Here is a 23,410-nt window from a genome sequence, read left to right as displayed (position 1 = left end):
TCGGTTATGCCAACAAAAAAAATGACAGATAAAGAATGGTTTCATCAACATTTATCCGATCGTTCAACAAAATTAATACCGTACAAGAGTGCGACGCCAAAGAAGTTTAATAGTAGTACTGTCGCCTGGTCAACATTGCTTTTATTATTTGTTACAACCAGTATCTCCTTTGCCCAAACCACTGTAACCATCCCCGTTGAAACAGAAAAAAATGCGATGGTGTTACAGACCGATCATGAAGGCCGCCTCGGTGTAATTTACTTTGGAAGCAAACTTGCAAACACTACAGAATATGCGGGCATACCCAGCCAGTATAATTTAAAAAGTGACAATGCACCAACTTATAATTCCTGTTACACTCCGGCTGGCACATGGAACCTGATCGAACCCGCTGTACAGATAACGCATGCTGACGGCAACATGTCGCTCGACTTAAAATATGTTAGCAGCGAAACGAAAAAAATAGACGCAAACGTAAACCTGACAAGCGTTTTGCTGAAAGACCCTTTATATGCGAACGAAGTGACTCTCTATTATAAAACCTATTACAAAGAGAACGTGGTGGAACAATGGAGCGTAATAAAAAACGGGGAAAAGAAAGCCATCCACATGCAGAAATATGCTTCGGCAAATTTGTATTTAATGGGCAACGATTTTTACCTCACGCATTACAACGGTACCTGGGGCAACGAAATGAAACCAGAGGAAGATCATTTGTCGCATGGCATAAAATCAATTGATAGCAAATTGGGAACAAGAGCAAACCTGCTGGAGCCATCCGCGTTCATGGTGTCGTTTGATAAACCAGCTACCGAAGACGAAGGAAAAGTTTTACTGGGACAACTGGCCTGGTCGGGAAATTTTAAATTGGATTTTGAAGTTGATAATTATAACAATCTCCGGGTGATAGCAGGCATCAATCCTTATGCTTCCGAATATCAGCTTGCGGCAGGGCAGGAATTTACAACGCCTGGGTTTATCTATACTTTTTCAAACAACGGTAAAGGCGAAGCCAGCCGCAACCTGCATCACTGGGCAACAAAATACAGGTTGCTGGATGGAGAAGGCTCCCGGCTTACTTTGCTAAACAACTGGGAGGCGACTTATTTTGATTTTGATGAAAACAAGCTCGTAGGTTTATTTAAAGGCGCCAAAAAGTTAGGCGTTGATATGTTTTTGCTGGATGACGGCTGGTTTGCAAATAAATATCCAAGAAATGGTGACACGGCTGGTTTGGGCGACTGGCAGGAAAATAAAAAGAAGTTGCCACATGGCATTGGCTACCTGGTAAAAGAAGCGACTGCTGCAGGCGTAAAATTTGGTATTTGGGTAGAACCGGAAATGGTAAGCCCCAAAAGTGAGTTGTACGAGAAGCACAAAGATTGGGTAATACGCGAAATCGATCGTCCTGAAAAATATTACCGTCACCAGCTGGTGCTGGATCTTTCAAATCCCACAGTTCAAAATTTTGTCTACGGCGTACTGGATACTTTATTTACAAAAAATCCAACGCTGGCATTTATAAAATGGGATTGCAATGCCGTTATTTACAATGCACATTCTGCGTATCTGCAAAAGGCAGGTTTGCCACAATCGCAGCTGTATGTTGATTATGTAAAAGGTTTGTATAAAGTACTGGATCGTCTGCGTGCAAAATATCCAACGGTGCCCATGATGTTGTGCAGTGGCGGCGGGGGCCGTGTTGATTATGGGGCACTGCAGTTTTTTACAGAATACTGGCCCAGCGACAATACCGACCCGGTAGAACGCATTTTTATGCAGTGGGAATACAGTTATTTTTACCCGGCCATTGCAAGCTGTAACCATATAACAGACTGGAGTAAGCTACCTCTTAAATTCAGGACAGATGTGGCAATGATGGGCAAAATGGGGTATGATATCGTTGTTGATAAACTCAATGAAAAAGACTTACAATTCAGCCAGCAAGCGGTTACGAACTACCGGTCCATCAGCGATCTGGTTTGGCACGGGGATTTATATCGTCTTGTAAATCCAAATAAAAATCCGATTGCATCGCTGATGTTTTCAAATACAGATAAAAGCAGGGCCATTGTATTCAACTATCTTGTCAATACCCGGTTTATGCCAAGCGCCACACCATTACCAGTTCAGTTGAAAGGACTGGATGCTGCAAAAAAATATACCGTAAAGGAAATTAATGTTTATCCCGGAACAAGCTCTTCCATACAACCATCCACTGTTTATTCCGGCAATTTTTTAATGACCGTGGGCATCAATCCCGATGTTCATTTGGGAAGAGCCAGTGTGTTGCTGGAGGTGAATGAGGTAAAATAATATTTGTTGTTATTACAAGCGGAGTAGCAAAATACACAGGCGGAGGATATCTCAACAGATGCCTTCGCCTGTTTTTTATTATGTTGATGTAACTTCAAAATGGCCGCCGGCTGTAGTCAGGGATTCTTCACTGTAATTTTTTCTAACGCCAGGCGAATATTGGTTTGCGCCAAACGTAAAATTTATTTTTATAAAATGAATGACTTAAAATTGATGATGGTGCTGGTGGGATGCCGGCCTGCCGGAAGACACACGGAACAGCACGATGTATTTTTTGGCATTGGCGGCGCGGTGAAAGATCTGATTGCAGGTATTGTAAACTTTTGGCCGGCTGCGAAAAATACAATTCACCTGGATGCCTGGCGGGAAGTGACTTCAGTGGATGGTTATGCAGTAGATGTGTCATTGTTTGATTCAGCAAAGCCTGTTAGTGGTGCCAGGTTATTTTTTATAAATCTTGGTGGCTATAAGCGAAATGAATTTGAAGAGTTTCATTATAAAATGATTGTTGCGGCAACAGGTAAAGCCGAAGCAATCAGCAAAGCAAAGGCAACTGCCTTTTACAGGCATACGGGTTTTAAGGGAGCACCGTCACATGTGGATGACAAATATGCCGTTGATGTGGATGACGTGTTTGAAATAAAAGATATTTTACCCACTGAAATTAAAAACAAATACAGTATTACTTTAACCCCGCAGGCCGGTTTACCGGGTGATGAATTGCATCTTGGTTATATGCCGTTACACAAATTGTAGTTTGCCGGCCCATTGCATATTCAATTCAAATTGTGGTCCTTTTAACAATAGGCGCAGCCGGATAACAGCCTTAAAATGCTGCGAATGTTCTTGTCCTGCTTGGGGAAATATATTCCTCTTTTATCGCTGGTATTTACTGGTGTAGAGAATTTAGCCTGCCTGGTTCCATCACTGTTAAACAAACGCCATTGTAATGAGGTGGCATGAATTTTTCATCCCCATAATTATTATTCACTTCAAAAGAAATAGTTATGAGCACAAAAAATTTAGCCTCTGCGGAAGCAATTGATAAGTTAAAAGAATTAATAGAAAATATTGATATTTGCCTTTTTTGTACCAACCTTAAAACAGGCGATGGTGCTACCACCCGGCCCATGAGCACACAGGAGGTAGATGAGGAAGGTAACTTGTGGTTCTTTAGTGATATCAACAGTGATAAAAACAGGGAAATCAAAACCGATAAAAGGGTACAGTTGTTTTACAGCCATCCTGCAAAAAGCAGTTACGTGGTAGTGAATGGTGAGGCAGAGATAATGGTTGACAGGCAAAAGGTAGATGAACTATGGTCGCCATTGGTTAAAACCTGGTTTACGGAAGGAAAGGATGATCCCAATATTTCGATTTTAAAAGTAACTCCCACCAGCGCTTATTACTGGGATACAGAAGGTAACAGGATGATTAACTTTTTTAAAATGATTGCTTCGGTCGCTACGGGTAAAACGTTGGTAGATGCACAGGAAGGCAGTATTAATGTATAGTAGATTTTGGTCTCAAAAACTGGTCTGGTTACGAAACTTAATCATCCTAAAAAGGAGGGGGCGTTTGCATAGAAAGAATAGGAGTTTACGTTTAAAGAACGGATCGATGATATAAATAAGTTTTTAATTATAACAGCAGGGAAGAAATAAAGCATACCGGCGATAACATGATAAAAGCTTGGTATCCTTATATAAAGCAAAAAGCTAAGAATACAAATTATACAACAAAAGTTTTTGGTATGGTTTGTATTCTTTTTATTTTGAAAAATCACGCCGGTGTTACCGCAGGGTAGTTCTTCGATAAGATTAAATTTTTATACGACATTAAATATTTGATAATTCAAAAGCTCTGAAAATCGAAATGTTAAAGCTTTCAAATATCTTAAAACCCAATTAACTTTTGATTATTTTTAGTATCTATAATAAAAACCTTTTTATGAACATTAAAAATTTGTGTCGTGTACTGCTTGTAACAGGTGCTGCAATTGTTTTTACTTCAGCTGTATCTGCCCAGCGTGGCAGAGGGGGAGACCGGGGAGGAGGTGGCAGGGGCGGTGGCGGCTTTTACGATCGCGGTTCCGTTAATTCGAGAGGTTATCAGGGTGGGTCGGTATATAGGGGAGGAGGAAATTATAGTAACAATTACCGCGGTTATCGCGGTGGTGGTATTTACCGTGGCGGCAATATGTACACTTATCGTCCATCTTACGGCTACCTGCCTTCTTATAATTATGGCCGCGGCTACTATAATAATTATTTCCCGTCTTACAGGTATCGTCCTATTTACAGGTCTTACGGTTTTGCACATTTTGGACCATCATTCGGATTCCGCTTAAGCATTCTTCCTTTTGGATATTATCCTTTTTACATTGGAAGTAACCCTTACTATTATTACGATGGTATTTACTACCGCCCTTACAGCGATGGAGGTTATGAAGTAGTAGAACCGCCGCTGGGTGCAACTGTAAAACATTTGCCAACAGGCGCAAAAGCTACTGTAATAAATGGTCAAAAGTATTATGAACTGGGAGGGACTTATTACCAGGAAGAATTGACTGCAAATAACAAGATACAATATGTGGTAGTTGGTACCGATGGTGTAATCAATACGATTGAGCCGGAAGATAACCAGGCTGCACCACAAAATCAGGACAACAATCAAAATGATTATGCCCCGCCGGCCAATGCACCCGATCCATCTGCACAACAAATAGCACCGGAAAGGTTGACGCAATTACCTGCAAACAGCAAAGTGGTAACAATCAACCAGCAAAAATTTTATCTTTCACCTTCAGGTACATATTACCAGGAAATAACCGACGCCAATAACAATGTAAGTTACGAGGCAGTGGGTGGTAACGATGTTCCGAATAATAACGGCAGTGTTTTATAAGGACTAAAATTTTATTTTAAAAGCAGGTTGAATGCCTGCTTTTTTTATGCCTGTTGCAAAAACCAGATCACCAGTAAGCGTGGATATAATAATAGTATTCTTATAAAGATCAATACTCTGGGAAACCTTATTTTCTTTTATAAAACAAACTGAATAAACCCGGCACTTTGCCAGGTTTATTCAGCATGTGCAAACTACAAGCTTGCTACTAACTCTTTTTCCACCTCAATGTTGGTAGAAGGGTTTATTTTATAAGTGATTACTTTTTTTGTAGCTACATTTTTGATAGAAACCTTCAGTACATCTTCATCAGATCCATCATTTACAAATTGAAATTTACGCACCAGTTCTTTACCGGTTATTTTCTCTGTGTAAATAACATTGTTGCTTTCAGTGACTGTAATTTCATACGTTTCCGGTTGTTCATTGGTGAATGACAACTGGAAAACAGGAATGCTGTTTAAAGTTCCTACATATTTTACTGATACGGGAGCTGTGTCTGTTGCGTGTGCGGCATTGGTAAATGCAGTACTGAATAATGCGGTTAATGCAATTGCAAAAATGCGCAAAGAGATGTTTGAATTTTTCATGATTAGTGTTTTAAAGTTTAATAAATAATTAAATGGTATTTAATTTTCATTAACAGCGGCGATCGTGGAAAATAACGTACGTACTATTTTTTCTTCGTACGGCAGGCAATGTTGGGTGACAGTGGTGAGGCTTCATCAGCCTACGGATTTTTTTGATATGGTAAAAGTAGTGTGAGTTTATTTGTAAAAAAAGCTAACTTAATACTACTTTAATGTTGGTTAATGTTGGGTATAAATGATGAAGTCCTTAACAGTAAAGGATTTCAGGAAGTGTGTAATATGATGCCCAACCCATTTTCATGCATATATGGTTTTTTTATTAGCAGTATAACAGACTTAAACCGGAAATATGGTTCGCCCGTGGTGTAAACCTTAGGATGAGTTTATTTTTTATCTGTCAATTCAATGTAAAGAGTTTCTGTTTTTTTTCTTGCCCATGGAGTTTTACGTAAAAAAGTAAGGCTCGATTTGATAGACGGATCTTTAATAAAACAGTTGATCCTGATGTGCTGCCCCAATTTTTCCCAACCATAATGGGCTACCAATTCGGTGAGTATTGCTTCCAGCGTTTTGCCGTGCAAAGGGTCTTTCGATATCGTCATAATCAAATGGTATTAATTTTTTAATCCTGCAATTAAGTTGATAGTAAGCGCTACGACAAACGTGTTAAGCAGAAATGAAATCAGGCCATGCACAAGTGCTACACGCCGTATTATCCTTGAACTGATTTCAACATCAGATACCTGGAAAGTCATCCCAACCACAAAAGAAAAATAGGCAAAATCAAGGTAATCGGGATGCTGCTCTTTCGGAAACTCAAGACCGCCTTTTGTGGGCTTTATAACATCATCTACATTATAAAATAAATGTGCATAGTGAAAACAAAATGTGGTATGCACCAGTATCCATGAAAGCAATATGCCTGCAATAATTACAGGAAGATAAATGATGGTAGATGCGCCGGCGTTTTCTTTTGAAATAACTAATAATAAAACAGTGAGCATGCTTGCAAATGAGGCAATAACCACTACAATAAAAACAAATATCCTGCTGCCATCATCCTTTTGGGCGAGTGTTGCAATATGGGTTACTGAACTTTTAAAAAAAACAATCCAGCTAAGTATAACATAACTCAAAGCAAAAGCATCCCACATAATCATTCCGACGATCATTGCATTTAAATTGCTTTTCCGCGTTATTAAAAAGGTCATTGCAGCAAACAACAGGCTGATTACAGTCCGGTGCACAGGGCGCATGGAAAGGAATATATTTTCACTTTTTTTTCTTGACATAACAAACATTGATTTGATATAAATACCCCTGCGAATTTGGTTGTGAGGGCACAAAGTAAAACTATTCTTTCATTTGTTTCAAAAGCGGTACTGCTTAACACGCTTACAATGGAGCGAAGGCTATCAAGACATTTTTATGAATTTATAAAAATTAAAAAATTGTTACAGTATCTTCAACCGGTTGTTTGATTAGCTGTGATGTTAAGATGATTAAAATTTTCTGATTTTGTAAATTTATATTGCGTTCGTTTTTTACCTTTACTAAAATTGAGATCATGAAAAATACTTCTAAGATAGTGGCAGCATTAGCAGTAGTTGGTGTTGCGGCAATTGTAGTCACCCTTGCCAAAAAAGTGAAAGACAGGCGTATGCTTACAAAAATAGCCGATGAAGGTTATGAAACTGCGCAGGATATATTATTTCCCAACAAATACAATAACGGCGGTCAGTTACAATATGGGCCTGTGCTACCGGCACTATAATAATTAATACTATCAAACAATGGCCCGTCGTTTAAAACGGGCCATTGTTGTTTATTGATTGCAAATATCATTTCCTTCTCCCCGTATTTAGTACTTCTTAAAAAAAATGATTAAGGATTTGCCGGAATTAATTAACTTGAAAAACAATTGAAGAATGCCTTTAATTGGCTTAACTCTTTCTTTATTTTTTAACGATCGCCGCATGATTAAAAGTTGTTTGATTTCATTTTTACTCGCCTCTGCCTTAACGGGCGCTGCACAAAACAATCAATGGAAAAATCTTTTTAATGGTAAAGATTTGTCGGGCTGGAAACAGTTAAATGGCAAAGCAAAATATACTACTAGCAATGGTGAAATTATTGGTACGACTGTGTTGAATGAACCCAATTCTTTTTTAGCAACAGAAAAAGACTATGGAGATTTTATCCTGGAGTTTGATTTTAAAGTGGACAGCACCATGAATTCAGGTGTGCAGTTTCGCAGCGAAAGTACAGCTGATTATAAAGAAGGAAGAGTGCATGGTTACCAGTATGAAATTGATCCCAGCAAACGCAAATGGAGTGGCGGTGTGTATGATGAAGGTCGCCGTGACTGGTTATACCCGCTCGATTTAAATCCTGCTGCCAAACCTGCGTTTAAGCAAACCCAGTGGAACCATGCCCGCATTGAATGTATTGGTACCAGCATCAGAACCTGGCTGAACGGGACACCTGCAGCATATGTGATAGATGATATGACGCCAAAGGGTTTTATCGCATTACAGGTACATGCTATCAACGATAAAGCAGATGAAGGCAGGCAAATACGCTGGCGCAATTTGCGGATACAGACAGACAACCTCAAACCCTCTCCCTACAATAACATCTTTGTTGTCAATTTAATTCCCAATAATCTTTCAGAAGCGGAGAAAAGAAATGGCGTATCCATGTTGTGGGATGGTAAAACTACCAATGGCTGGAGAGGCGCTCACAAGGATAAATTTCCAGAAAAAGGTTGGGAGATAAAGAACAATGTATTAAGCGTATTGCCTTCGGCCGGTGCCGAAGCTGCCAATGGAGGCGACATCGTTACAGATAAATTATATGGTGCATTCATCTGCCAGTTTGAATTTAAACTGACTGAAGGTGCCAACAGCGGCGTAAAATATTTTGTTACGGAAAATGAAAATAACCAGGGTTCGGCCATTGGCCTGGAATACCAGGTGCTGGATGATGCAAAACACCCCGATGCTAAACTGGGTGTTGTCGGTAACCGCACCCTTGCTTCGCTGTACGATCTGATACCTTCTTCAAGAGAACCTAGGGCAAGACGGCCTATTGGCGAATGGAACAGGGGAATGATTGTTGTATATCCGGATAACCGCATTGAACATTGGCTCAATGGATGGAAGGTGCTCGAATACCAACGGGGGACGGGCTATTATTATGCATTGGTAGCAAGAAGCAAATATGCGCAATGGCCCAACTTCGGAATGGCAGACAAAGGACATATTTTATTGCAGGATCATGGGGATGCAGTGAGTTACAGGAGCATAAAGATTCAGGAACTGGAGTAAGGTCAATGGGCAATCGTCAATGGTCAATAGACGGAAAGGCAGAAGTAAAAATTAAAAAGACAAAAATGATGGCGTTAGGATGACACTTCAGATATAAAGAAATCATCCGTCAGCATCAAAAAATCAGACATCAGAAATTATTTCTTCATAAATAAAACTGTAACCAATCATGCCTTCAAGAAGAGATTTTATAACGCAATCAACCAAAGCGGCGGCGGGTGTTTACCTTGGATCGCTTGCATTTAACGCAAAAAGCTATGCCCGTATTTTAGGCGCCAACGATCGCGTACAAATTGGTGTTGTTGGTTTTAGCGACCGTTTCCGGAGCTCTTTGTTGCCCGCTTTTATGAATAATTATAAAGCACTGAATTTCGATATTGTTGCAGTATCGGACATTTGGAAAATGCGCCGGGAAGATGGCAGCAGTTACCTGGCTCAAAAAATGGGGCACGATGTAAAACAATTCGTCAATAACGAGGCCTTATACGCGAGTAAATCTGTTGATGCAGTCATTATCAGCACAGCCGATTTTCAGCATGCCACCCATACCATTGAAGCTGTAAAAGCAGGTTGCGACACCTATACTGAAAAACCCTTTGCAGAAACAATGGACGATGCCATCGCCACCTTAAAGGCGGTAAAAGCAGCGAACAAAATTGTCCAGATAGGATCGCAAAGACGCAGTGGCGCCAATTATAAAGCCGCCGCTGATTTTGTACAACAGGGAAAATTCGGGCCCATTACCATGGTTGAACTTACCTGGAATGTTAATCAGCCCGGCCGCTGGCGCAGGCCCTCACTGGTGCAAAAAATAAGGGAAGAAGATACCGACTGGAAACGCTTTTTAATCAACAGGCCGTTTGAAGCCTGGGACCCCAGAAAGTATCTTGAGTTTCGGTTATTCTGGCCATATTCATCAGGCATGCCCGGCCAGTGGATGAGCCACCAGATTGATACCGTACATTGGTTTTCCGGCTTGCCGCACCCAAGAAGTGTGGTGGCCAATGGGGGGATTTATCAGTGGAAAGATGGCCGCCGTAACTGGGACACTACCACGGCCGTTTTTGATTATGGTCCGTTGAATGATGCTACTTCAGGCTTCCAGGTTACCTTTAGCAGCCGTATGCACAATGGCGACGAAAACCCGGCGGAAATGTATTATTCCAATGGCGGCGAGATGAACCTGATCACCAATAAAATTTCACCCCGTGGTGGCCTGCAAAAAAGATTTGCAGATGAAATGAATATGCAGCCCAATCTGCTGCCAGAAATGAACCTGGTAACAGAAAATGTCGCAGTAGTAGCCTCCGCCAACACAGGCGGGGATTCACTTACCACAGCGCACATGCGTAACTGGATGGAGTGTGTACTCAGCCGCAAACAACCCAATGCACCGGTGGAAGCAGGGTATGCCCATTCCATTGCCAACATCATGACCAACGCCGCAATTCATACAGGGCAAAAAGCTGTTTTTGATGAGGCAACCCAACAGGTAATGGCGGGCGGTAAAATATTTAAGTACTGATTTTGTCAGACAAACTGTACACCAGTAAATGCCCCGCAACAACGTTTTGTGCGGGGCATTTACTTTTAAGAAAATTTGTCTACAAGCACCAGAAATTGTGGTGATACTTGTACAGTTTTTATTGTTTTGCAAAATAAGGATACGGGTCTCGGGATGGCACATTATTTAGACTCTTAATTGCAGGAATATTCCTCATTAAAAAACTTCAATTATGAAAAAGCAATCATCCGGTTCAACCACAAAAGATCAAAAAGGAACAGGGGCAAATAAAGCAGCCTCACAGTCTAAACAAGCCAAAGGGATGCAGGGTAGTAGCAGTTCAACTGCAGGAGCAACGTCAAAAGTAAAATCAAAAGTTGGCCATGGCCTGGCGAATGAAGGCACCAATGTTAGTTATGATGAAGAGTAGTAATTAAGCCATTTTGCACTTGTTTTTGTTAATGGTTTGTGCATAGCAAACCATTTTTTTATTTCAACTGAAAATATAGCGACTCATAAATTAAGTGTTAAGTTGTAAGTGTGTTGACAATAGAAGCCGTTTGATTGGATCAGGACTTTGTAATGATTACTTAGAAATTGTTTGCGAGCCTGATAATTTGCGGATATTGGTGAACAAAAACACCGGCAGTATTTGAATTTGCAGCAGCTACCATTGCCTTTGCCAGGTCTTCAACAGCCACACCCCTGTATTTCCGCAATCCGCCTTTCAGCAAAAAGGATACGCCTTTTACCAGGCGCTGGAAAATGGCTTCACCGGTGCGCTTTTCATTTCTATGGCCCAACAGCATGGAAGGCTGCATAATATGAACGGTCTCCGGCCCCCGGCTTTTTACCACTTCTTCCATTTCGCCCTTTAACCTTAAATAAAAATTGCTGCTCTTGCTGTTTGCACCAACGGCACTTACAACAATGAACTTTTTGCAGCCGGTTTCCCTGCAATACCGGGCTGCATTCACCGGAATGTCATAATCAATTTTGCGATACAGGGCTTTATCGCCTTTGACACTTTTCTGCGTGGTACCGATAGTACAAAAAACGGCATCACTTCCGGCGATCGCATTTTTGAACGCGGTGGTGTCTTCAAAATCAATCAGGCGTACATCTGTATTGGTAGTAGTTTTTGATACTGCGTGTCGTACGATAAGCCGGATGCTTTCAATGCTATTGTCATGCGATAACAAGTTATAAAGTGCACTGCCCGTCATGCCTGATGAGCCGATGATCGTTGCTGTTTTTACCTGCATACCAATATAGTTTATTTAACTAAAGTTACGGCAATCAACGATAGTCATTTGTATTGACCAATAATGGCGAAAAATGATTTTCTTTGCTGCTGAAATGGCGCTATTTATCACCTCTTTAAATTCGGGCAGTAACGGTAACTGTTATTATGTGGCAAACGATACCGAAGCGGTACTGGTGGATGCCGGTATATCCTGCAGGGAAACAGAAAAACGGATGCGGCTGCTGGGACTTTCCATGGACAAGGTAAAAGCCATTTTTATTTCTCACGAACATACCGATCACATTAAAGGCGTTGAATCAATCGCAGAAAAATATGGACTGCCAGTCTACATAACCAACGCTACTGCGCAAAGAGGACGCCTTCATTTTAAAAAAGAACTCCTCCATTTTTTTTCAGCTTATGCCCCGGTGAATATTGGCAAACTTACGGTGACTGCATTTCCTAAATTTCATGATGCCATAGATCCGCATAGTTTCATCATAACCGGCAATGGTGTTACGATAGGTGTATTTACAGATATTGGCACCAACTGTCAGCATGTTACCAAACATTTTGCCTTATGCCATGCAGCTTTTTTAGAAGCCAATTATGACGAAGTAATGCTGGAGCAGGGAAGGTATCCTCTCTTTTTAAAAAACCGTATCCGTGGGGGAGAAGGACATTTATCCAACCTGCAGGCACTGGAAATATTTGTACAACACCGGCCTTTTTTTATGACGCATTTATTGCTGGCCCATCTGTCAAAAGATAACAATGATCCGGAAAAAGTAAAGGAACTTTTCACTAAAAAAGCGGACGGCATTGAAGTGATCGTAGCTTCAAGGTACGAGCAAACGCCATTAATTATGATCACGGCAAATGCCAGCCAGAAAAGCCAGCTAAGCCAGGCCGTCATTACACGTAAACCCGAACAACTATCATTATTTTGATTTGACATTTTCGTATTTAAATCTATCATTAGCCGTCCCCAACTTGCAATAATTAATTTAAAAATGTAAGTTGCGACACAAGCGACTGCATAAAAATCATTTTACTCTAATGCTGCGGATAACCAACGACCTAAAACATAAAAAAACCACCATGAAAAAAAGAACCTTTTTAAAAACCACATCCATACTCGCAGGCGGAGCTGTGTTAAGCCGGCTAATGGCTTGCAGTCCCAAAAAAGCTGCCCCGCATTTAAAAAACTGGGCCGGCAATTTGGAGTATAGTACAGGCAATGTGCATTATCCAAAAACGGTAGAACAGGTTCAGGAGGTAGTAAAAAAATGTAATAAACTAACTGCTCTCGGGTCCAGACATTCGTTCAACAAAATTGCTGATAGTACCGAAAACCAGGTTTCCTTACAGGAAATGAATAAAGTAGTTTCATTGGACAAAGCTGCTAACACCGTTACGATTGAAGCAGGCATGAGGTACGGCGAACTGGCACCCTACCTGCATCAAAATGGTTTTGCGCTGCATAACCTTGCTTCATTGCCACATATTACTGTTGCAGGTTCCTGTGCTACTGCAACGCATGGATCGGGCGTGCACAATGGCAACTTATCAACCGGCATTACTGCTATTGAATTTGTGAATGCAGCAGGAGACCTGGTGAATTTATCAAAAAATGATGGCGAGCAATTCCAGGGCGCTGTGGTGGGACTTGGTGCATTGGGGGTGGTAACAAAACTTACGTTGGATCTGCAACCCACTTTCAATATGAAACAATATGTTTACCGTAACCTGCCGATGGGGGAACTGGAGAAGAATTTTGATACCATTATGTCAGGCGGTTACAGCGTAAGCCTTTTCACCGATTGGAGAAATAAAAATGTAAATGAAGTTTGGGTTAAAAGCAAAGTGGCGGCTGATGATGCTGCACCGGCACCTGAATTATTTGGTGCTAAACTGGCCACGAAAAATTTACATCCCATTGAAGATTTATCTGCTGAAAATTGTACGGAGCAGATGGGTGTTTCCGGACCCTGGTTTGAAAGAATGCCACATTTCAAAATGGGTTTTAAACCAAGCGCCGGTAAAGAATTGCAGGCAGAGTATTTTGTACCCATTGAACATGCTTACGATGCAATGATGGCCATGGAATCACTGCATGAAAAAATTACACCGCATTTATTTATTTCAGAAATCAGGACCATACAGGCCGACAATCTCTGGATGAGCCCTTGTTATAAAAAGACTTGTGTAGCCTTGCATACAACATGGAAACAGGAAGTTGAAGAGGTGATGAATTTATTGCCGCTGATAGAAGCAAAGCTGGCTCCTTTTAATGCACGTCCACACTGGGCAAAAGTATTTACCCTGGCGCCGGAAGCGCTGCAATCAAGAATTGAAAAACTGGCTGATTTTAAATCGCTGGTTAAACAGTATGATCCCAATGGTAAGTTCAGAAATGATTTTTTAAATAAGAATTTGTACAACGGATAATTGATAGTAACACCGAACACAGGGCTTCGGCTTTGTGTTCGGTGCATTCCGTTGCAGTCTTTGTGTGAAAAAACTACTGCTCGTCTCTGAAATATACCTTATAAAAATTCATGTTTTTTTCTTCATCAAAACCTTTTTCAATCAGCTCTTTGTTGCCGTGAATGTAGATGTGAAAATTCTTATCCAGCTTTAAAATACTTTTATATACACGGGCTTGTTTTTTTACTGCAGCGGTGTTAATGGCAAAGCTGTCATCAATCGGCATATCAAATTCCTGCTCGTAGCTTTTCTTGTAATTTTTAAAAGATTCAATCCCCTCTGCATAGCCAATTACTTCATTGCTGAATTCGTCCATATTGAACTGGTCCTTCTCTTTAAAATATTTCATGGAGCGGTTCAGCAAGTCGATCTTATCTGTTTTGCTTACGCTAAATTCTTCATCTACCTGGGTAGTAATAAATTTTTTATAAAGACTTAAGGTGTTGTTAGTTTGGTTATAGCTGTCGTTGCGGATGGTAAGTTTTAAAAAGTCATCCATCCAGTAAGATGCTTCACTGCTGTTGGTTTGGTCCACTACGGCTACTTTATAACCTTCCGCTTTTTCAGTGTTAAAAATCAGGCAACCCTTATCTAATTTTTTGATGTTGATGGCTTCCTGTTCGTAGTTTAAATTAAAACCATTTTCATCCGGCTGCACTTTCAGGTAGGCTTCTTTTGTTTCCGATTTAAAAATACCAATGGCCTGGTGCAGCTCGCCCTCAATTTGCAAATCCTTAAAATGAACAACATACATCTCCCCGGATTTTATTTTAGGATGACCGGAAACATCATACAAATGTTTTACAATCTGCTGCGAGTTTTCATGAAAATTTTCAGCCGTCGAAAATACATCGGTTGAAAAGTGAAACAACTCATTCAGCTCAAGATTGCCGGAGGGATGTGATAGCCGATAAACTTCATTTCCCTTTTCAAAAGGCTTTAAAAAATACTGCATCAGTAAATCGCTTAAGGTGTCGTCTTCCAGCACCAGTGGTTTCTCAGACAGGCGATAAAACTCATCCTGCAATTTGTTGCCGGAATAATGAATAGAAATTTGTGTCAGGGCAGCGTCGAAATAAGTAACCATTTATATAGTTATGAGTTATGAATTATAAGTTATGATTTTAGTCATCAAACGAACGGATTAAGGTGAGCGATAAGCTCCCGTATTCAGTATATAGTATCAAGTATCAAGAGAGCTGCATCCGGAATCAAGTATCCAGTATCAAGAATCCAGTATCCAGTATCCAATCTCTCAATATCCCATCACCTCAAATAAAAGCAACTGCGTTTTTTCAAAAACATTAAAATTATTGTCTGAAATAAATACCAGGGTTTTATGTCCGTTTGGCAAATCCGGACCAAATGTTACGCCTTCAATATTATCGATGTAGATGCCTAGGTCATCCATATTCAGTAATAACTTTTTTGCTATCGGCGTAAACGACTTTCCCGCATTCATTAACGTCATATTGGTTACATCCGTTGCGGCACTCAAATCAGCCAGGAAAACTTTAATCGTACAAGGAAGTCTGCCTGACGAAAACGAACGCTCAATCACTAAAAACTGGTTGTTACCCAGCGATAATATATCAGGTACGCCGTTTATTTTAAAGGCATTTGCCGGAATGGCCGGATATACTACCGGTTCTAATTTGTAAGCATACTGTGCTGTGTTTTGCCGGGTGGCAACATCAAATTTTAAAAAACGAATAAATGCGTTGTTGTCTGAAACATCCGCCCTTGGCCCATCTTCATACAGTGGCTCTTCAACATTTACAAAAAGCGTTTTATAATTATCTGCAAAACTCATCCCTTCCAACACCCCGTTTTGCCTTGGGCCTTTTGAAGATGATTGCATCACCAGGTTTGTTGGCATTGTATAACCGGCAACATAATTTCCTGTCGTTGAGATCGTGTTGACCTCGGGATTTTCCAGAACTGTATCTTTGGCGTTTACAATGCGTTCACCCTCACTGCTCCACACCAATTGCCTTGTGAGCGGGTTATAACGGATGGCTTCGGGATCAGGAGTATGAACCGCATCCTGTTTACTGGAAGGATAAGGCTTTCCATCAGGCTGCAACAAACTATGCACACCGGTGAAATAAATGCTGTCAATTCCTTTTGCAGAAAAATTAATATCTGCTGTATAAAAACGTGCAGGATTGATGGCGCTTCTATCGTCACTGATAAAATAATAAGTTTTGCCGGCAGTATCATAATCAATACCAGACAGGCCACCAACAGTTGTGTTGTTGTACAATAAGTTATATGGAATATCTTTTTCACCTAAAAAATGCAGTGTACCCACGCCGGCTGTACCAGCCACCGGCGCCAGTTTTTTTGAACCATTGCAGGATGCAAAAACTACAGAGGCAATTAAAAAAGTTGAATATAATTTGATTAAATGCATATACAATGTTGAGTTGTAAAGTTGCGAAAATAGTCTGAATGAACTGAATACAGATCATTTGGTAATAACCCCATTTTGAAGTAGTCTCATGTCCGTCACCTGAAAGGGGAATCATTTATCTTTACAAACTAAACGTTTCATCCATATGAAGGAAGTATATATCATCTCGGCCGTGCGCACGCCGATAGGCAGTTTCGGCGGATCATTAAAGGGTTTTACGGCGACACAATTGGGCGGCATAGCCATCAAAGCAGCAGTTGAAAAAGCAGGCATCGCCCCCGCAATGGTAAACGATGTACTAATGGGGGCGGTTATCCAGGCCAACCTTGGCCAGGCACCTGCACGACAAGCAGCAAAATTTGCTGGTCTGCCCAACGATGTAAATTGCACTACTATCAATAAAGTTTGCGCCAGCGGCATGAAATCCATTGCACAGGCAGCGCAAAGTATTTTATTGGGCGATGCTGATATTGTAATTGCGGGCGGTATGGAAAGCATGAGCAATGTACCGTATTACGCAGATGCCGTAAGATGGGGAAATAAATACGGCAATGTGTCACTGATTGACGGGCTTGCCAAAGATGGGTTAACAGATGTGTACGATGGCAAAGCCATGGGTATGGCAGCCGAATTATGCGCCAGCACCTGCGGTATCACCCGGCAGGACCAGGATGCATTTGCCATAAAGAGTTACCAGCGTTCGCAGGCGGCTATAAATGAAGGCCGCTTTAATGATGAAATTGTTCCGGTGCCTGTACCGCAGAGAAAAGGTGATGCTATTTTATTTGATAAAGATGAAGAACCTTTCAATGTAAAGTTTGATAAGATTGCCGAGCTGAAGGGTGCCTTTACAAAAGACGGAACAGTGACCGCAGCAAATGCATCTACCATGAATGATGGCGCAGCTGCGCTGGTATTAATGAACAAAGAAAAAGCAACCGAACTCGGCTTAAAGCCCATCGCAAAAATATTAAGCTATGCCGATGCAGAACAAGCACCGGAATGGTTTACTACCACACCTTCCATCGCAGTGCCCAAAGCGGTCAGCAAAGCCGGCTTAAAAATGGAAGACATTCACTTCTGGGAACTGAATGAAGCTTTTAGTGTAGTGGGTATCGAAAACAGCAGAAGAATGAAACTGGATCCGGCTACGGTAAACGTTAATGGTGGTGCGGTGTCTATCGGCCATCCGCTTGGATGCAGTGGCGCCAGAATTATTGTTACACTCATCAATGTATTAAAACAACGCAATGCAAAATATGGGGCGGCGGGCATTTGCAATGGCGGCGGCGGCGCCTCAGCTATGGTGATTGAAAATATGCAGTTGATGGTGTAAAGATTGGATTATACAAAGTGCCTTTTGAAAATCAAAAAGCACTTTGTAAAGAGGTGTTTTTCCAAGATGTTATTAAAGCGGGGAAATATCAGATTGATTTTATAAGGTGCTGTTAAGATAAAGTCTTTTTTTTATAAAAAAAATTTCAGCTTCGTTTTTCAATAACAAGGCAGTCTTTCGGCACAATAATTTTAAGCTAGCCCATTAAATTATCATTATATAAAGTAGCCCTGCATAATAATTATTGACCTCTTGTTCTAAAACGCAAGCCGATTTGCTGATATGGTTACTATAAGATAAATTTGCCACTCAAAACAGAATAATCAAACGCTAAATAAATAAAATACATGCGACAAATTGCTTTTAGAGAAGCCCTTAGGGAAGCTATGCAGGAAGAAATGAGAAGGGATGAAAGGGTATTTTTAATGGGGGAGGAAGTAGCAGAATACAATGGTGCCTACAAGGTAAGCCAGGGTATGCTGGATGAATTTGGTGACAAACGAATTATAGATACGCCCATTGCAGAGCTCGGTTTTGCAGGCATTGCCGTAGGTGCAGCGCAAAATGGGTTACGTCCGATTGTTGAATTTATGACGTGGAACTTTGCAGTGTTACCTTTGGATCAAATTTTAAATACTGCTTCTAAAATGCTGGCAATGAGCGGCGGACAGGTTGGGTGCCCGATCGTTTTTCGTGGCCCGAACGGAAGTGCAGGTCAGCTGGGAGCACAACACAGTACCGCTTTTGAATCGATGTATGCCAATATTCCAGGTTTAAAAGTGATTTCTGTGAGCAATCCTTACGACGCAAAAGGTTTATTAAAAAGCGCCATCCGTGATGATGATCCGGTGATGTTTATGGAAAGCGAAGTGATGTATGGCGAAAAAGGCGATGTGCCGGAAGAAGAATACCTGTTGCCTATTGGAAAAGCATTTATAAAAAGAGCTGGTAAAGACGTAACCATCGTATCTTTTAATAAAATGATGAAAGTGGCGCTGGCAGCCGCTGAAGAACTGGCAAAGGAAGGAATTGAAGCTGAAGTGATTGATTTGGCAACCATTCGTCCCCTGGATTGGTTCACTATTCTGGAAAGTGTAAAAAAGACCAACCGCCTGGTAATTGTGGAAGAACAATGGCCATTTGCTTCAGTGTCATCTGAAATTACTTATCGCATACAAAAAGAAGGGTTCGATTACCTGGATGCACCTATCCGCAGGATAACTTCTGCAGATGCACCCATGCACTATGCACCTAATTTAGTAGCCCTGTATCTGCCAAACGTGGAAAGAACAGTGAAGCTGGTAAAGGAAGTGATGTACATGAAAAAATAACTGTTCATTAAAGTTATACCAGGCCCGGAAATTTTGTCCGGGCTTTTTTTTGTCCCGGCTGTTAAGCTTTAATCAACACCGTTGTGTCACACCCTTAAAGTTTTTCAGCCTTGTGGAACCCGATCAAAGCCGTACATCTTTTAAATCCGGCGCCGGCATAAAAAATACCAGCGGTTTGCTTAAGTAGTTGTTTAAAATTTCCCAAAATAATATCACTTGTACCCGGGAGGTTTCTGATCGTCCATTAATCGTTAATTTTGCAAATGTTTTTGGATGCATATTTGCATTTACCCAATAAAATTTAAACAATGGCTAGTATTTTAATAATTGATGACGAAAAGGCAATACGCAAGACCTTGTCAGAAATTCTGAGTTACGAAGGTTATAAAATTGAGGAAGCGGCGGACGGGGAAGAGGGACTAAAAAAATTCAGCGCAACAACGTACGACGTGGTGTTATGCGATATCAAAATGCCCAAATTAGATGGCCTGGAATTTTTGGAAAAAGCAAGGGAAGTAAACAGTGACATACCCATCATCGTCATCAGCGGCCACGGCAATATAGAAACGGCGGTAGAAGCAGTAAAAAAAGGCGCTTTCGATTACATCAGTAAGCCACCGGATTTAAACCGCCTGCTGATTACTTTACGCAATGCATTGGATAAACAAACCTTGGTTACAGAAACAAAAGTCTTGAAACGCAAGGTGGCCAGGGTACAGGAGATGATTGGCAATGGTCCTGGCATCCAGGTAATAAAAGACACAATAGAAAAAGTAGCTCCCACAGAAGCCAGGGTATTGGTGACGGGCGAAAACGGGGTAGGAAAGGAATTGGTTGCAAGATGGATACATGAAAAGAGCAACCGCAGCACAGGTCCTATGGTGGAGGTGAACTGTGCTGCCATTCCCGGTGAACTGATTGAAAGTGAACTATTCGGCCATGAAAAAGGGTCGTTTACATCAGCCATTAAACAACGCATTGGTAAGTTTGAACAAGCGAACGGTGGCACATTATTTTTAGATGAAATTGGTGATATGAGCTTAGGCGCCCAGGCTAAAGTGTTGCGGGCATTACAGGAAGGAAAGATCACCAGGGTAGGGGCAGATAAAGATATCAATGTAGATGTAAGGGTAATTGCTGCCACCAACAAAGACCTGCTGAAAGAGGTAGAGGAAAAAAACTTCCGGCTCGATTTGTATCACAGGCTGGGTGTAATTATTGTACACGTGCCATCCCTGAACGAGCGCCGGGAAGACGTACCGGATTTGGTAGAATATTATCTTGAAAAAATTGCTGATGAATACGGTCAGCCGAAGAAAAGTATAGAAAAAAATGCGCTGGAAATGTTGACCAATTACAACTGGACCGGTAACATACGGGAATTGAGAAATGTGGTTGAACGTCTCATTATTTTGTCTGGTAAAAATATTGCGGCGGATGATGTCAGCAATTATGTTTTACCCAAAAAATAATGTCCGATGAAAAAAATTTATTGCATCAGTGGCCTTGGCGCAGATGAAAGAGCTTTTGGCCGCCTGCAGATAAAGGATCATTTGATAGTTCCATTGCCATGGTTGATGCCCGGAGCCAATGAAACTATTGGTCACTATGCTGCCAGAATGAGTACTGGCATTAAAGAAGAAAGCCCTCTATTGATGGGACTTTCGTTCGGCGGCATGATGAGCATTGAAATTGCTAAAATAGTGAATGCAGAAAAAGTAATTTTAATTTCCAGTATTAAATCATCCGGCGAATTACCTGCCTGGTTAAGACGTTCGGGCCAGCTTCGTTTAAACAGGATATTTCCCATGCGTTCTTTTAAAATCATGGAGCCGATTCAAAATATTTTTTTAGGCGCAGAAGGAAAAGACGAAAAAGAGATGGCCCGCTCGTACCGTAAAAATGCACCGCAGCAATACACGGATTGGGCCATTAATGAAGTATTGCACTGGCAAAATACGTGGCAACCGTCCTCACTGTTTCACATTCACGGCGACAATGATAAAATGTTTCCTATTAAATATGTATCTCCCACCCATGTAGTAAAAGGTGGGGGCCATTTTATGATCATGAATAAGGCGGCTGAGATAAGTACAGCCATAAATGAAGTTATTTAACACTGTAATTTTTTCGCCAGGTAATACAATTCAGGTGCAACCTGCAATGAGATATTGTTTATTAATGTGCTTATTTTGGCTGTTAAACATTTGAAAACATTTTTTATATAAACCTGTAATGCAAGTTTAATTATGGTATTTTTGGCCCTGATAAAATTTTACTTATGAGTATTGGCTGGATTATTTTTATTGTTGCCGCCCTTGGGTGGCATATTGGTTTATATGGCATGTTTAAGAAGGCGGGTATTGAACCCTGGAAAGCACTGGTTCCTTTTTACAATACCTGGTGTATGGTACAAAAAATGAAACTGCACAAAGTGTGGTTTTTTTTACAGTTCATTCCTATTGCCGGTCAGTTTATCACTATCTGGCTCACCATTAAATTTGTTGAACATTTCGGCCGTTTCGGCTTTTGGCAGCACGGTGCTGCTGTACTACTTCCTTTCATTTATTTTCCCTATCTCGGTTTTAGTAAAAATGAAAAATATGCGGGCGAACTGGTTGTAAACAATTATAAAAAATCTGCTGCACGTGAATGGATTGATGCGGCAGCGTTTGCAGTAGTCGCGGCAACTATCATCCGAACATTTGTTTTTGAAGCTTATACAATTCCTACACCTTCGGAAGAAAAAACACTGCTGGTAAGCGATTTTTTATTTGTAAGTAAATGGACTTACGGGCCCCGGATTCCCAATACGCCGCTGGCCATGCCTTTTGTACATCATACATTGCCTTTTGGAGAAGCAAAGAGTTATGTGGAGTGGATTCATATTCCTTACACCCGCTGGTTTGCCAGCCCGGTACAGCGTAATGATGCAGTGGTATTTAATTTTCCGGTGAACGATACACTTATCAACGATCCAATGGTAGATGGTCAGCAGCAGTTTGGCTCGCAGGTCACCTATTACCAGGAGATACGGGACGAAATGAACCAGGGGCATCTGACAGAACAAAAGGCAAGAGAAAGCGTATGGAATAAATACGGTGATATGATTATCACAAGGCCGGTGGATAAGAGAGAAAATTTTATAAAACGTTGTGTTGGCATAGCCGGCGATACAATACAGGTGGTTAACGGCGCATTGATGGTAAACGGAAAACCGCAGGAATATTTTCCGCAGTCGCAGCGTTTCTACAAGGTAACAACCCCGCCTAATTCGCCATCGCTGGATAACAAAGAGACGGCCGAAGAGGTACTTATACCGATGGGCATACACATCCGGTTTGAACAAAGAGATGTACAACAAATCGGCGCCAATACTTTCCTGGTAAATATTACCAACGAAGAAAAAAGACATTTGAATATTCCTGCCGGTTATACCATTACTGATTTTATGTACCCGGTGGAAAATAAATTATTTCCCTACTACGATACTACCAAACAATGGAGTGCGGACAATTATGGCCCATTATATATTCCAAAAAAAGGAGCTACCATTGAACTAACGCCGGACAATTACATTCGCTACGAAAGATGTATCCGCACGTACGAAGGAAATACACTTGAAAGTAAAGACGGTAAATTTTTAGTAAACGGAAAAGAAGCAACCAGCTATACTTTTAAAATGAATTATTACTGGCTGATGGGGGATAACCGTCACAACTCACTGGATAGCCGCTACTGGGGATTTGTACCGGAAGATCATGTGGTGGGCAAAGCTTCGTTAATCTGGTTTAGCTGGGAGCATGGTCCAAGATGGAACCGTCTGTTCAAATGGATAAAATAATTTAACAGTTGATAATAATTAATCTGTAATTTCAAAAATCATCCTCCCTGCAGCAACGCATGGAGGATTTTTTATCGGTTATCTTATTTGTAACGACACAA

21 protein-coding genes are annotated in these 23,410 nt (G+C 41.0%); 15 read left to right on the top strand and 6 right to left on the bottom strand.

The window, feature by feature from the left end:
• Window positions 1-6: 6 nt before the first annotated feature.
• The 4 genes from JWR61_RS09775 (at window position 7) to JWR61_RS09760 (ending at window position 5,223) form a co-directional block, all read left to right on the top strand.
• Entirely contained in the window at window positions 7-2,316 is a 2,310-nt protein-coding gene (locus tag JWR61_RS09775; protein ID WP_301927639.1) for an alpha-galactosidase, read from the top strand.
• Between the two features lie 195 nt (window positions 2,317-2,511).
• Window positions 2,512-3,072, top strand: a complete 561-nt coding sequence (locus JWR61_RS09770; RefSeq protein ID WP_301927638.1) for a DUF1543 domain-containing protein — start codon at window positions 2,512-2,514, stop codon at window positions 3,070-3,072.
• Between the two features lie 251 nt (window positions 3,073-3,323).
• Entirely contained in the window at window positions 3,324-3,830 is a 507-nt protein-coding gene (locus JWR61_RS09765; RefSeq protein WP_301927637.1) for a pyridoxamine 5'-phosphate oxidase family protein, read from the top strand.
• A 436-nt stretch (window positions 3,831-4,266) separates the two neighbouring features.
• Window positions 4,267-5,223 (top strand): DUF6515 family protein, encoded by a 957-nt coding sequence (locus JWR61_RS09760; protein ID WP_301927636.1) that lies wholly within the window; start codon window positions 4,267-4,269, stop codon window positions 5,221-5,223.
• Between the two features lie 194 nt (window positions 5,224-5,417).
• Here JWR61_RS09760 and JWR61_RS09755 read toward each other — a convergent pair whose 3' ends face one another.
• The 3 genes from JWR61_RS09755 to JWR61_RS09745 form a co-directional block, all read right to left on the bottom strand.
• Entirely contained in the window at window positions 5,418-5,813 is a 396-nt protein-coding gene (locus JWR61_RS09755; protein WP_301927635.1) for a hypothetical protein, read from the bottom strand.
• Window positions 5,814-6,196: 383 nt separating this feature from the next.
• Window positions 6,197-6,415: a VF530 family protein gene (locus tag JWR61_RS09750; RefSeq protein WP_301927634.1), complete on the bottom strand. Its 219-nt coding sequence runs from the start codon at window positions 6,413-6,415 to the stop codon at window positions 6,197-6,199.
• A gap of 12 nt (window positions 6,416-6,427) precedes the next feature.
• Window positions 6,428-7,105, bottom strand: coding sequence for a DUF1345 domain-containing protein (locus JWR61_RS09745; protein ID WP_301927633.1), 678 nt, complete (start codon window positions 7,103-7,105; stop codon window positions 6,428-6,430).
• Window positions 7,106-7,380: 275 nt separating this feature from the next.
• Here JWR61_RS09745 and JWR61_RS09740 point away from each other — a divergent pair, with 275 nt between their 5' ends.
• From JWR61_RS09740 to JWR61_RS09725, 4 genes are all read left to right on the top strand, one after another.
• Window positions 7,381-7,587, top strand: a complete 207-nt coding sequence (locus tag JWR61_RS09740; RefSeq protein WP_290337618.1) for a hypothetical protein — start codon at window positions 7,381-7,383, stop codon at window positions 7,585-7,587.
• A gap of 202 nt (window positions 7,588-7,789) precedes the next feature.
• Window positions 7,790-9,142 (top strand): DUF1080 domain-containing protein, encoded by a 1,353-nt coding sequence (locus tag JWR61_RS09735; RefSeq protein WP_301927632.1) that lies wholly within the window; start codon window positions 7,790-7,792, stop codon window positions 9,140-9,142.
• Window positions 9,143-9,311: 169 nt separating this feature from the next.
• Window positions 9,312-10,667 (top strand): Gfo/Idh/MocA family protein, encoded by a 1,356-nt coding sequence (locus tag JWR61_RS09730; RefSeq protein ID WP_301927631.1) that lies wholly within the window; start codon window positions 9,312-9,314, stop codon window positions 10,665-10,667.
• Window positions 10,668-10,878: 211 nt separating this feature from the next.
• Window positions 10,879-11,076 carry a hypothetical protein gene (locus tag JWR61_RS09725; protein ID WP_301927630.1) on the top strand — a complete coding sequence of 66 codons (198 nt, stop codon included), beginning with the start codon at window positions 10,879-10,881 and terminating at the stop codon, window positions 11,074-11,076.
• Between the two features lie 160 nt (window positions 11,077-11,236).
• Here the strand turns inward: JWR61_RS09725 and JWR61_RS09720 are convergent, their stop codons facing one another.
• Complete coding sequence (locus tag JWR61_RS09720) at window positions 11,237-11,911, bottom strand: NAD(P)H-binding protein (RefSeq protein ID WP_301927629.1); 675 nt, start codon at window positions 11,909-11,911, stop codon at window positions 11,237-11,239.
• Between the two features lie 73 nt (window positions 11,912-11,984).
• On the opposite strand from JWR61_RS09720, the gene JWR61_RS09715 reads away from it, so the two are divergent.
• Window positions 11,985-12,842 (top strand): MBL fold metallo-hydrolase, encoded by an 858-nt coding sequence (locus tag JWR61_RS09715; RefSeq protein WP_301927628.1) that lies wholly within the window; start codon window positions 11,985-11,987, stop codon window positions 12,840-12,842.
• A gap of 151 nt (window positions 12,843-12,993) precedes the next feature.
• Window positions 12,994-14,343 (top strand): FAD-binding protein, encoded by a 1,350-nt coding sequence (locus tag JWR61_RS09710; protein ID WP_301927627.1) that lies wholly within the window; start codon window positions 12,994-12,996, stop codon window positions 14,341-14,343.
• 73 nt (window positions 14,344-14,416) lie between these two features.
• Here the strand turns inward: JWR61_RS09710 and JWR61_RS09705 are convergent, their stop codons facing one another.
• Window positions 14,417-15,469: a nucleoid-associated protein gene (locus JWR61_RS09705; protein ID WP_301927626.1), complete on the bottom strand. Its 1,053-nt coding sequence runs from the start codon at window positions 15,467-15,469 to the stop codon at window positions 14,417-14,419.
• A 168-nt stretch (window positions 15,470-15,637) separates the two neighbouring features.
• On the bottom strand, window positions 15,638-16,798 hold the full coding sequence (locus tag JWR61_RS09700) for an esterase-like activity of phytase family protein (protein WP_301927625.1): 1,161 nt from the start codon (window positions 16,796-16,798) through the stop codon (window positions 15,638-15,640).
• Between the two features lie 145 nt (window positions 16,799-16,943).
• Between JWR61_RS09700 and JWR61_RS09695 the strand changes: the two genes are divergently transcribed.
• The 5 genes from JWR61_RS09695 (at window position 16,944) to JWR61_RS09675 (ending at window position 23,309) form a co-directional block, all read left to right on the top strand.
• Entirely contained in the window at window positions 16,944-18,134 is a 1,191-nt protein-coding gene (locus tag JWR61_RS09695) for an acetyl-CoA C-acyltransferase (protein ID WP_301927624.1), read from the top strand.
• A gap of 347 nt (window positions 18,135-18,481) precedes the next feature.
• On the top strand, window positions 18,482-19,465 hold the full coding sequence (locus tag JWR61_RS09690; RefSeq protein WP_301927623.1) for a pyruvate dehydrogenase complex E1 component subunit beta: 984 nt from the start codon (window positions 18,482-18,484) through the stop codon (window positions 19,463-19,465).
• A 308-nt stretch (window positions 19,466-19,773) separates the two neighbouring features.
• A complete protein-coding gene (locus JWR61_RS09685; protein ID WP_301927622.1) occupies window positions 19,774-20,937 on the top strand; it encodes a sigma-54 dependent transcriptional regulator in 1,164 nt (387 codons plus the stop codon).
• A gap of 6 nt (window positions 20,938-20,943) precedes the next feature.
• Window positions 20,944-21,582 (top strand): alpha/beta hydrolase, encoded by a 639-nt coding sequence (locus JWR61_RS09680; RefSeq protein ID WP_301927621.1) that lies wholly within the window; start codon window positions 20,944-20,946, stop codon window positions 21,580-21,582.
• 164 nt (window positions 21,583-21,746) lie between these two features.
• Complete coding sequence (locus tag JWR61_RS09675; protein WP_301927620.1) at window positions 21,747-23,309, top strand: S26 family signal peptidase; 1,563 nt, start codon at window positions 21,747-21,749, stop codon at window positions 23,307-23,309.
• Window positions 23,310-23,410: the final 101 nt, after the last annotated feature.

The sequence above is a fragment of the Ferruginibacter sp. genome (assembly GCF_028288465.1).
Lineage (GTDB): Bacteria > Bacteroidota > Bacteroidia > Chitinophagales > Chitinophagaceae > Ferruginibacter.
This window is presented reverse-complemented; position numbering and strand designations above follow the sequence as displayed.